The sequence below is a fragment of the Viridibacillus sp. KH_047 genome, from assembly GCF_057838945.1.
This window is the reverse complement of record NZ_CM174479.1, coordinates 667,459-679,855: the sequence shown is the minus strand read 5'-3', so window position 1 is coordinate 679,855 and position 12,397 is coordinate 667,459. Positions and strand designations below refer to the sequence as shown.

Below are 12,397 nucleotides of genomic sequence, written 5' to 3'. Positions count from 1 at the left end.
CCCTTTACTATTAGTCTTCTATATAAAATCAATATTACCATTTTCTAAATACTTTTTCACTAAACATTCCAACAATTCTTACTATTTTAATTGGTTTTCATAAAAAAACACTTTAGCCAATTAACTAAAGTGTTTTACTGCTATTATTTATTTCTTTACTCTCGATTTCAAAAAACCAATGATCGCTGGCAAAACTGAAACGAAAATAATAATTAATATTACTTTTGAGAAGTTGTCTTTAATTATTGGAATATTACCAAAGAAGTATCCTGCTAATGTACAAATAGCAACCCATAAGAATGCACCTATAATGTTATACATTAAAAATTGACGATAATGCATTCTACTAGCACCGGCTACAAATGGGATAAACGTTCGAATAAATGGCATAAAGCGGGCGAAGATAATCGTTTTCCCACCATGCTTATTAAAGAAGTCCTGTGCTTTTTGCATACGATCTTGATTAATAACACGGCCTAAAAAGCTCTTTGGTGAAATAGCCGTTCCAACTTTTTGTCCAATTTCATAGTTTACTGAATCTCCAAACACAGCTGCTACGAAAAACACTAAAAGAAGTATCGGTAAATTAAATGCTCCAAGTGCTGCAAATGCTCCGCTGGCAAAAAGTAATGAATCACCTGGTAAAAACGGGAATATTACAAGACCCGTTTCGACAAAAACAATGGAAAAGATAATACCATATGACCAAACACCAAATTGTTGAATTATTTCAACGAGATGTTGATCAATATGCATTATAAAGCTAAATAAGTTCTGTATTAGTTCAATCATTCAATTCACTCGCAATCTTTTTTTTTCACTTGTTCATCATACTGTTTTCTCACTATACTGTCACGGATTTATAAATATGTACGCTTTTAATAAACGTTGTGAAATATAAAAAGTTCCGCATCGTGCGGAACTTTTTATATTTATTATGCACTCATCATGAGATTATTTATATACTTTAAATATTGTACTCACAACAACTTAGTTTAAAAAATTTACTACGTCCTAATTTTTGCATTGTAGACTTGTCACCAAATAGAATAAAACCTTAGAACTTTTAAATTACAAATATTTCTCAAACCAACCTGTAATTTGATTAAGTCTTTCTATACGTAAATTTGGTAAGCCTGTTCGAGATAAGTTATGATCTGCATCTGGGAATCTCACAAATTGAGTTTCCTTGCCCATAGATTTTAACGTAATATATAGTTGCTCTGCTTGTTCTATTGGACAACGGAAATCCTTTTCACTATGCAAGATTAATAATGGCGTTTCCACATTTTCGGCATATTTAAGAGGTGAATGTTGCCATAACTTTTCTACATCTTTCATATCCGTACCGATTTGCCAATCGCTGAAATAGTAACCAATATCTGATACACCAAAGAAACTAATCCAGTTAGAGATTGAACGTTGCGTTACAGCTGCCTTAAAGCGATTTGTATGACCTACAATCCAGTTTGTCATAAAACCACCGTAACTGCCTCCAGTTACTCCAAGTCGATCTGTATCAATCCAATCCTGATCCGCAATCGTCGCATCTAATCCAGCCATGATGTCTGCATAATCACCACCACCATAATCACCACGTACTGCATCTACAAATTCTTGGCTATATCCATGGCTTCCTCTTGGATTGACATAAAGGACACCATAACCTTGCGCTGCAATCAACTGCATCTCATGGAAAAATGAATTTGCATACATTGCATGCGGTCCACCATGAATTTCAACGATTAGTGGATACTTTCTACCTTCTTCATACTGAGCTGGCTTCATCAACCAACCATACACATCAAATCCATCTGAACTTTTATAAGTAATTGCTTCAGGTTGAACAAGTTCAACCTCGTTCACAAAGGCATCATTGAAATGAGTCATTTGTTGACTTTCACCTGTTGTTACATCGTATTTAAAAAGTTCACCTGGCATTATAGGATTACTAATTGCTAACAGCGCGAACAAACCATCACGCTCAACATCGTAGCCATAGACATGTTCATTTTCTGGACTTGCTGGATAAATTGCTCCATCCAATGTTGCATAATATAATCGTATATCTCCCATTGTAGACACTTGGAAATACAGGTCGTTCGCTTTCGTCCATACAACAGTTGGTGCAGTAGCTCCTTGCTGATGATCTGCTACAGCAAGATCTCCTATTGGTGCATCAAAGCCCTCTGTTAGATTTCTATAATTTTGCTCTTCTGTATCGTAAATATAAACTCCACCGTGTGTCGCGTTTTTATATGAATGCTTACCGCCATAAAACGCTATGTAACGATCATCATATGAAAAATATGCATCCCCATAAGTACCTTCTTCATTAAGAATGGTCGTTTCTTTCTTTGTTTCGATATCAACTAATAGCAGTTGCTGACTGAAATCAAAGTCTTTATTTTCTGCACGATTCCCTGATAAAACTAACTTTTTACCATCATGTGATACTGCTTCTAAACTGTAATTATGATTGCCTTCTGAAAACAATTCAATATCACCAGATGCTACATCAATTTTCCCAATATGATTATAACTATCTTGAGGTAATAACCCTATACTGTCAGCTTTATATTTCATACCTTCTACTATATAAGCAGTTGGCTTTTTCTTTTCTTCTTTTTCAGCTACATCTGCGAAGTTTTTACCTTCCTTAAGTCGGCCACTAAACCAAATACTCTGACCGCATGGTGACCATTGAAATTGTGAAACACCATTTGCTAATGTTGTAAGTTGACGTGCCTCTCCACCATTTTTCGCAATAATATATATTTGATTTTTTTCATTACGATTTGACAAAAACGCAACATTTCGCCCATCTGCTGACCAAGTCGGAGACGAGATACGATCTTTCCCATATGACCACTGAGTTACTGCTCCACTTGTAAGATCTAAGTGGAATAAGTGCGCTATATATTTATTTTTTTCTTCATCAATACTCGTACGAACAAAAACTGCCTCTTCTCCACTTGGAGATAATTGTGGATTTGTAATAGAGTGCAAGGCATATAAATCCTCTGCTTTTAATAAACGTTTAGACATGAAAAAACTCCCCTTCCCTATAAATGGAAAACTCTTAAATTATCAATATATTTGAATTAATCAAACATATATATGTATGTATTGTAACCATAAATTACTTATAAAGACAAAGAGTTTACATAATTTTTCTTATTGCCCTGGCGTGTGGATTTTTATTCATTAAATTTTATGGTAATATAGGGGAGTTATCATTAGCTTCGAAGGAGTCTAACATTATGAACAAGAAACCAGAGCTTCAACGCGGGTTGGAGCAACGACACATTACGTTGATGTCGCTCGGTGCCGCCATAGGAGTCGGTCTATTTTTAGGTTCTGCAGGAGCAATAAAATTAGCTGGACCAGCTATTTTAATTGCTTATGCACTTGGTGGTGCTGTTATTTTCATTATTATGCGTTCACTTGGCGAAATGGCAGTAAACAATCCAGTTGCCGGTTCATTTAGTCGCTATGCTAGAGATTATTTAGGACCATTAGCTGGATTTATAACAGGCTGGAACTATTGGTTTTTGTGGATTGTTACTTGTATGGCCGAAATTACAGCTGTTGGCGTGTATATGCAACTTTGGTTCCCTGATTCCCCGAAATGGTTATGGGCATTAGCAGCGTTAGTTGTCATGGTTATGGTTAATTTAATTGCTGTAAAAGCTTATGGTGAGTTTGAATTTTGGTTCGCACTTATTAAAATCCTTGCAATTATTTCGATGATTGTACTAGGCTTAGGTGTTATTTTATTTGGTATTGGCAATGGCGGTATTGCTGTTGGCTTTAGTAATTTATGGAGCCATGGTGGATTTTTCCCGAATGGAATACAAGGTGTTTTCATGTCCTTACCAATAGTAATGTTCGCTTATCTAGGTATCGAAATGATCGGGATTACTGCTGGTGAAGCTAAAAACCCTGAAAAAGTAATTCCTAAAGCGATTGATACTGTACTTTGGCGTATTTTATTATTCTACGTAGGTGCATTACTTGTAATCATGTCGATTTATCCTTGGAACGAAGTTGGCTCTACAGGTAGTCCGTTCGTTTTAATGTTTGATAAAATTGGTTTACGTTATGCTGCAGGGATTATTAATTTTGTTGTTTTAACAGCCGCATTATCTAGCTGTAATGGCGGTATTTTCAGTACTGGTCGAATGCTCTTTAACTTGGCTGAACAAAAACAAGCACCAAAAGTATTTGCGAAAATTAGTAAAGGCGGCGTACCAGCTGCAGCCATTATGGCATCTGCATTTGTATTACTAATCGGTGTAGCACTGAACTATTTTGTAGCTGAAAAAGTATTCGTATGGGTGACTAGTATATCTACTTTCGGAGCCATTTGGACATGGGCAATTATTTTAATTACCCAATTAAAGTTCCGGAAATCATTATCAAAAGCTCAAGTATCTAAACTAAAATATAAAGCATTTATGTATCCGGTCGGACCATATTTTGCTCTTGCCTTTTTATCACTCGTTATGATTTTAATGGCATACTTCCCAGATACTCGAATCGCGCTTATTGTCGGTCCGATATGGATTTTATTTGTCTATATTATGTACCAATTAATTTATAAAAAGTAAAAAAAGGAGATGCCGTCTAGGCACCTCCTTTTTATTATTTATTTAGAGCATGAGCATGTTCTTTCAAAGAACGACGCAAAATTTTTCCCGTTGTATTTTTAGGTAGCTCTTCAATAATTTCAATTTGCTTAGGTATTTTATATTTTACTAGCTTTTCTTGGCAATATTCATAGATATCTTCAGTAGTTAGATTCGGGTCTTTTAAAACCACATACGCAAAGACTTCTTCACCAAAATTGAGATCAGGTAAACCAATTACTGCAGCTTCCACGATACCTGGGTGTGCATATAATACTTCTTCCACCTCACGTGGATAGACATTATAGCCTCCAACTATAATCATATCTTTCTTTCGATCGACAATATAGAAGTAACCTTGCTCGTCCATTTTCGCAAGGTCTCCTGTATATAACCAACCATCACGAATGGTTGCGGCTGTTTCTTCAGGCATTTTATAATAGCCTTTCATCACATTAGGACCTTTGACAACAAGTTCGCCTACTTCACCAACAGGTACTTCCTCTCCTAATTGGTTGAATACTTTATTTTCCACATTGACGATGTTCGTACCAATTGAACCAGGCTTTCGCTCACGCCCTAGCGGGTTAAAGCTTGTTACTGGTGATGCCTCAGATAAGCCATAGCCTTCAGAAATACTCACTTTAAACTTGTCTTCAAAATTATGTAGCAATGCTACTGGTAAAGAAGAACCACCAGAAATAGCTATACGAATTGATGAGAAATCTTCTGGATTACCATCAGGGAATTGATATAAGAAATTGTACATTGTAGGTACTCCCGCAAAAACTGTAGCCTTTTTCTCTCTTGCAATTTCAAATACATCTTTAGGACTGAATCTAGGTACAATTAATAATGTTGCCGCATTTAATAGTGGTGCATTCACTACTACCGTAAGGGCAAACACATGAAAGACCGGTAAAGCCGTAACCACACGATCTTCAGGAGAAATAGTCAAATACTCCGCTACATCCCGCGCATTTGAATAAAGGTTTTTATGCGTTAACATTGCACCCTTCGGTTGTCCTGTCGTTCCCGAAGTATACAAAATAATAGCTGTATCTTCTGGATCTAATTCTGTAGGTTCAAAATCCGCTGAAGATGATGCCAGCAACATTGAAAATGATCTTACTTTTTCTTTCACAGGACTCTCTAACTCGGCCAACTTAGCTGCTGTTTCAGGAGCAGTTTCACATACAATGAATGCTTCTACATTCGGAAAGGCAGTTACTCCTACTTTCACTAATGGCAATAAAGCATCTAATGCAATAACTACTTTAGCATCTCCATTACGTACAATATACGTAATCTCATCTGGTGTGTAAATTGGATTAATCGGAATTACAGTTGCGCCTACGCGCATTGTTGCATATAAAGAAATTAAAAAATGAGGTGTATTGCCAAGTAATAACGCAATATGGTCCCCATTTCCTACCCCTAATCCCTTTAAAGCTGAAGCAAAGCGTGCAACCGATTCTTCAAATTCACCATAATTCGTATCTTTCCCCATAAAATGATACGCAATCTTTTCCGGTTGTTCTTTTGATGTTTTATGAACTGCCGAAACTAAATTCATATACTTATCTCCCCTTTGTCAAAACAGAATGAATATTCATTCATTTCTGACTATATTATATTAAAATTTACAAAATAAAACAACAGACAGCTATTTATAGCGTTAAGTAGTTCCACTATTTTTTATTTAGTTCTACTACTTTAATTATTTTCATAGCTCAATTACTTATTTGTTAGGAGAGTGTAATAATTAGATTTTTTTCCATAAAAAAAAGCCTATCAATCACCAGAGGTAATTGATAGACTTGCTTAAATCCTTATCCTTAACATCAGAGCCAATTAGCATTAGCTAATATGGGATAAATAACGCCAGCGAATTAAATAGAAATAGAAAAATTGAACACAAGTGATAGCTGCTAAAACGATTAATATTTCCCTCAATATCGAAAGCTCTGCAATACCTGTCCAAAATGCCTGTAATGACATAAATGCAAATGTACTGTGCAACATTGCTAGACCCCAAGGTAAAAAGAACTGTGGTATCAACTGTCTATTCACAATTTTCCTTAGTTCCTTTTCCGTAATTCCCATTCTCCTGAGTGCATTAAATTGCTGCTTATCTCGCTCTAGACCCGTATATAATTTAAAGTAGATAAAACTACCAGATGCTAAGAAAAACACAGAAGCTGCTAATAATCCAATAAATAGCAACAACGCAAAAGTCGAACGTATAAATGAATAATCTAAGCCGGAATTCTCAAAGTAAAATGGCAATTCACCTTGATGATTATTCAGATATGCATCTGTCACCATCGCATCTAACTCTACTCCAATATTCTTAGTAGCTGTCCACTGTGGTACATGAAATACATACAAGTGATTCGTGGACTGTTCGGCATTTGCTCCAACCATTGCCTCATCGATTAAATTGAAATCATCGTCATTTATGACAATGACATTCGTTCCAAGCTCAGTAGGAGAAAAAAGAACACGTGGATAAACTGAATTGATGTAAAGTGGAATACTATTTTCTTGTAAAACGGTCCTGACCTTCTTGTTTCTTAATTCCTCCAAAGACTTCTCTGAGTAGGCTAAAAAGATGGCCTCCCCTTGATCCAAATTGACAACAGGATAACCAAATACTAGGGCCAGTCGATTTATATCTGATTGCCGAATAATCTTTACCGGCTGTTGAGTATTAGAAGATGTTTGACGTTTTACCGTAAACTTATTTAAATGATAAGACAGTCCATTTGCTTCTAATTCTTTCGTCAAACTATTAATATGTGCTTCTTCATAAGGGTTGTCTATTTTACTCGAATAGACGAGGCCCAATGGATTTAGACTATGAAACTGATGCGTAAATGTCGACATAGAGATAAGAGTACCCATAGCTAAAAAAGCCAAGGTGGAAACCATGCAAGAGATAAAAAACATACGTGCATTTTCTCGCATAATAATAGACACTTCCGAAACAGTTATTAAACGATACTTATGCCAATACATTTTCTTTCGAGCACGTACAAAAGACATCAGCCACTGTAGTGTATCCGTGAAAAACAAATATGTTCCCAAACTTGCTAAAGGGGGTAATATTGCTAATAAAACCATTAAACGTTCTTGTGTCGTGAATGAGGCTAGCACATAAGAAAGAATTAATATCAACAACCCTAAAATAGCTCGCCATTTCGAATAAGAGGCTGTCTGTTCATTGCGCCAGTAACCCTTTAACAAATCGATAACATCACGATCTCGTATGAACATCACACTAACAAACGAAATAATTACAAATAAACTTGTAAATGTTCCAATTGTTAATGCAAATGGCTCCCAAGAAAAATACAACGGTAAGCTATCTATTTGTAAAATTTCGCGAACAATCATAAAAAAGAATTTCGCAAAGGCATAACCGAATACAATCCCCAAGATAATCGAAGTTACTCCAATAATTATCGTCTCTAGTAATACCAGCTTATTTAACTGTCGTTTTTCCATTCCTAGATGCATGAGCAAACCAAATTCCTTGGAACGGGCCTGAAGAAACGCACGCATTGAGTAGAATAAGAAGAACATCATAAATAACACTAATATAACTTCTGCGACAAACATTCCTTGGAACGCAATTTCCCTTAGAAACTCATCCTCTACCTTAGGATGAAACATGAGCATCGAGTAAATAAAAAACACCATCACGGATGATACGCTCGACATAAAAAATGCTGCATAAACTCGATAATTTCTTATAACATTACGGTAGGCGAACTGTCGAAAAGTCACCGACATGACCTCCCAATAGACTGAGCACATTCAAAATTCCTTGGAAAAATGTCTGACGGTGATCATCTTTATAGATTTCATTGAAATACTCACCATCTTTGATAAATAACACCCGGTCACAATAACTTGCCGCAATCGGATCATGCGTCACCATTACGATTGTCGTACCCTCATTTTTATTAATGCGTCCTAACAGCTCTAACACATCTCTTGAGGAATTAGAATCTAAATTTCCAGTTGGTTCATCTGCTAAAATTAGAGATGGTTTATGAATAAGAGCTCGTCCAATTGCCGTCTTTTGGGCTTGCCCACCAGAGATTTCATTTGGACGCTTTTCTAAAATAGACTGTATGCCTAACTGCTTGGATACATTCTGTACCCGCTCTTCCATTACCTCAACATCCATATTATCTAAAGTCAAAGGTAATACCATATTTTCCTCAACCGTTAGCATCTGTAATAAGTTGAAATCTTGAAATACGAAGCCAAGTTGACGACGTCGAAAATAAGCCAGTTCATTCTTTTTCAACTCATGAGGCTTAATGCCATCTACGGTGATTTCACCAGAAGTAGGTGTATCTATCGTTGAGACAACATTTAACAACGTCGTTTTGCCGCTACCCGAAGGACCCATAACAGCCAAAAATTCGCCCTTCTCTACTTCAAAACTCAGTTGATTAAGCGCTCGATGTGTAACTTTTCCTTCATAAACTTTTGTAACTTCATCAATTTTCAAGATAGACACAAGTCCACCTCACTTTCTATGAAATGCTAGCTCGATGAACGATTAAACAAAACCTTCATCTTCGTCCCTTTCCCAACCTCAGATTCAATTAATAACTGGTGTCCTAATTTATCACAAACCTCTTGTGCTAAATATAAACCCATTCCCGTCGATTCACCTGTTTTACGTCCATTCTCACCTGTGAAAAAGGGACGTGTTACACGTTTCAAATCTGATGAAGGTATACCTATACCTTCATCTCTAATTGTCAGTTCAATATGGTTCTCCGTAACTTCCGTGGATAAATATATTTTTTTACCCTCTTCAAACGTATATTTAACTGCATTTGTAATAAATTGACCAATAATAAATTTCATCCATTTCGAATCCGTTGGAACCATAAGATTTTCATCTATCGCAATATCAGGATAAACACGATGTGCAATAAATAACCGTTTATGCTCATTAACTGCCTCAACAACCATTTGACGAATTTCAACCTGTTCAATTTTCATGTCCTCTTCAAATGTATCGATTCTTGCATTCATCAATACAGTCTCAAGACTCCGTTTCATACGATCGACTTCTTCTTGGACACTCTTCTTATCTAATTCACCCTCTTCTTGTAAGAGTAATTCTAATACAGCAAGAGGTGTTTTCATTTGATGTACCCATTGATTCATGAATTGTAAATGTCGATTTTGCTTCGCATATAAAGCCTGTACTTCTAGTTGATATATTTTATAAAGTGTATGGATGAAAATCTCTGTTTGCAAATGCTCTGGTGTTTTTGCATTTTTTTGTAATGCATCTTCCATTGATTTTGGCTTAACAGATATCTTTTTATAAAAAGATTGCCGCATAATATAACGTGTCGCTAAATATGTGAACGTTAATATTAAAGTAATCACAATGGAATACACTGCCGTATCCACATTTCTTAAGCCATCTAACCAAAATAACACTAAAATAAATAGCACTAATAACACTTCAAAAAAGACTAATGTAATATTATCCTTCAGAAATAATCTGACATTCGGCATCATTAAGACTCCTCTGAGTGTAATACAAACCGATAACCAGCGCCTCTAACGGTTTCAATCGTCGACTGCACATCATAATCTGACAGCTTCTTTCGTACACGTGTCATGTTCACATTCAACGTATTCTCATCTACAAATGCTTGATCATCCCACAGCTCTTCTAGTAATTGCTCTCGAGATACAACTTTAGGAGCTTGTCCCATCAACAATTCTAAAATTACACATTCTTTTTTCTGCAACGGAATTTGAGCTTGTTTCGTATGCAATTCCATACGTTCCAAGAACAAATGCAGCTGACCTTGTTTTACAGTTCTCTCTTCTTGCTTAGTGGCGTATTCCCCATATGATCGACGTAAATGACTCTTTATTTTTGCTAGGACGATTTCGTAATGGAACGGTTTCGTAATGAAATCATCTCCACCATTTTCCAGCGCAAAAATTTGATCCATTTCACCTGAACGAGCTGATATAAAAATAATTGGACAAGTCGTTAACTGTCTAAGCTGACGACACCAATAATATCCATCATAAGAAGGTAAATTAATATCAAGTAAAACAAGATGAGGATTGAACGCCGTAAATTCTTCAAGGATGCTATCAAAAGATTCTACAGTTTTTACTTCATAATGATATTTGCGCAAAGTATCAGCAAGTAACGAAGCAATTTTTAAATCATCCTCTACGATTAATATACGATGAGTATTCATTCCACTCTCCCCTTCATCTTGACCGCAATTTCAAACATTATGCTGTCAAATTTAATTAATATATCAATTGTATAAATTGTTCTTTCGTAACACCACCAAAGTACGTTGGTACATCGATAGCATTTAGTGCTTCATCAATAACATTGCGTTCGTAATTTTTCCCTACTAATGCTTGTTCTACATCTGCCATATCACCAACGCCGAAGAAATCGCCGAAAATATGTACTTCCTCCATAACGCCTTTTTTCACTTCCAAACGCACATCAACACTTCCTGAAGGGAAACGTTGAGAACGTTGTACGTTAAATTTTGGAGATTGACCATAATTCCAATCCCATTTTTGATAACGTTCTTCAGATAATTTGTAGATATTAGCCCAGTCTTCATCTGTTAGTTCATAATATTGTATATTCTCTTCGCCACCGAAAATTGATTTTAAGATTTCCAAACGGAATTCTTCTATTGTCATTGGTTCATGCATAAATTCTGTAATATTCGCTACACGTGATCGAATCGATTTGATTCCTTTTGATTCGATTTTCTCTTTTTTCACTTTTAAAGCTGAAACAACGGCATCAATTTCTGTATCAAATAATAATGTACCATGGCTGAACATACGACCTTTTGTTGAGAATTGAGCGTTACCTGATATTTTACGACCTTCAGCCATAATATCATTACGACCTGATAACTCAGAGTTTATACCCATTTTTTGTAACGCATCCACTACAGGTTGCGTGAATTTTTTAAAGTTTTGGAAGCTATCTCCATCATCTTTTGTTAAGAAACTGAAGTTTAAATTTCCTAGATCATGATACACAGCACCACCACCAGATAATCGACGTACAACGATGATACCATTATCTTCAACATAATCAGTATTTATCTCTTCTACAGTATTTTGATTTCGACCAATAATGATTGAGGGTTGATTGATATAGAACAGTAAAAAAGAATCTTTCTCTACATCCATCGTTTTTAACGCATACTCCTCAATTGCTAAGTTAATGCGCGGATCTGTAATACCTTTATTATCTATAAAAAACATTCATTTCACTCCTCTTTCGTGTCTCAACAATTATTTTAACTTAAAATTAGGTTTTTGTATTGACATAAATGTCTGTGTTATAATACAATACATAATAACAAATCAGTAATATAACAGATTACTTAGGAGGCGAAACACAATGTTAGAAAATGTCGTTGAATTTTTCAAAAATTTACCCGCAAAACAATGCACTGTATGCGGTGAGAAAATCGAAGAACAAAGCGAGTGCTATTCAAACACTTGTGAACATTGCAATTCTCTTTAATCGTTAATTATTGATCAACCGAATTCCCCATTCGATTGATAGCTCACATTCATCACTAATTGAACCTTAGAGATGAACCTATATTAAATCGCTTACTTTTGAAAAAGCGAAGAGAGCCTGAACCACTCTCTTCGCTTTTTCTTTTTACATAAAACAATTCACAAAAAAGGTTAAAGAGCATATTTCG

Annotated in this window: 10 protein-coding genes; 2 read left to right on the top strand and 8 right to left on the bottom strand. The window is 35.7% G+C overall.

The window, feature by feature from the left end; all coding sequences use genetic code 11:
* Window positions 1–147: 147 nt before the first annotated feature.
* Window positions 148–789, bottom strand: a complete 642-nt coding sequence (locus AC3IS5_RS03375) for a DedA family protein (protein ID WP_489427812.1) — start codon at window positions 787–789, stop codon at window positions 148–150.
* Window positions 790–1,071: 282 nt separating this feature from the next.
* The gene (locus AC3IS5_RS03370) at window positions 1,072–3,048 is read right to left on the bottom strand and encodes a S9 family peptidase (protein WP_489426562.1); all 1,977 of its coding nucleotides are present in this window, start codon (window positions 3,046–3,048) and stop codon (window positions 1,072–1,074) included.
* Between the two features lie 215 nt (window positions 3,049–3,263).
* On the opposite strand from AC3IS5_RS03370, the gene AC3IS5_RS03365 reads away from it, so the two are divergent.
* A complete protein-coding gene (locus tag AC3IS5_RS03365; protein ID WP_489426561.1) occupies window positions 3,264–4,613 on the top strand; it encodes an amino acid permease in 1,350 nt (449 codons plus the stop codon).
* Between the two features lie 34 nt (window positions 4,614–4,647).
* On the opposite strand, the gene AC3IS5_RS03360 is transcribed toward AC3IS5_RS03365, so the two are convergent.
* The 6 genes from AC3IS5_RS03360 to lplA all read right to left on the bottom strand — a co-directional run bounded on the left by AC3IS5_RS03360 (window position 4,648) and on the right by lplA (window position 11,945).
* Window positions 4,648–6,207, bottom strand: a complete 1,560-nt coding sequence (locus AC3IS5_RS03360) for a fatty acid--CoA ligase family protein (RefSeq protein ID WP_489426560.1) — start codon at window positions 6,205–6,207, stop codon at window positions 4,648–4,650.
* Window positions 6,208–6,491: 284 nt separating this feature from the next.
* Complete coding sequence (locus AC3IS5_RS03355) at window positions 6,492–8,423, bottom strand: ABC transporter permease (protein WP_489426559.1); 1,932 nt, start codon at window positions 8,421–8,423, stop codon at window positions 6,492–6,494.
* The gene (locus tag AC3IS5_RS03350) at window positions 8,395–9,168 is read right to left on the bottom strand and encodes an ABC transporter ATP-binding protein (protein WP_489426558.1); all 774 of its coding nucleotides are present in this window, start codon (window positions 9,166–9,168) and stop codon (window positions 8,395–8,397) included. Before AC3IS5_RS03350 ends, AC3IS5_RS03355 begins: the two co-directional genes overlap by 29 nt.
* Window positions 9,169–9,194: 26 nt before the next feature.
* Window positions 9,195–10,190, bottom strand: coding sequence for a sensor histidine kinase (locus tag AC3IS5_RS03345; RefSeq protein ID WP_489426557.1), 996 nt, complete (start codon window positions 10,188–10,190; stop codon window positions 9,195–9,197).
* A 2-nt stretch (window positions 10,191–10,192) separates the two neighbouring features.
* Window positions 10,193–10,897, bottom strand: coding sequence for a response regulator transcription factor (locus tag AC3IS5_RS03340; RefSeq protein ID WP_053418730.1), 705 nt, complete (start codon window positions 10,895–10,897; stop codon window positions 10,193–10,195).
* Window positions 10,898–10,952: 55 nt separating this feature from the next.
* Window positions 10,953–11,945, bottom strand: coding sequence for a lipoate--protein ligase (lplA, locus tag AC3IS5_RS03335; RefSeq protein WP_489426556.1), 993 nt, complete (start codon window positions 11,943–11,945; stop codon window positions 10,953–10,955).
* Between the two features lie 139 nt (window positions 11,946–12,084).
* Here lplA and yhfH point away from each other — a divergent pair, with 139 nt between their 5' ends.
* Window positions 12,085–12,210: a protein YhfH gene (gene yhfH / locus AC3IS5_RS03330; RefSeq protein ID WP_076034471.1), complete on the top strand. Its 126-nt coding sequence runs from the start codon at window positions 12,085–12,087 to the stop codon at window positions 12,208–12,210.
* Window positions 12,211–12,397: the final 187 nt, after the last annotated feature.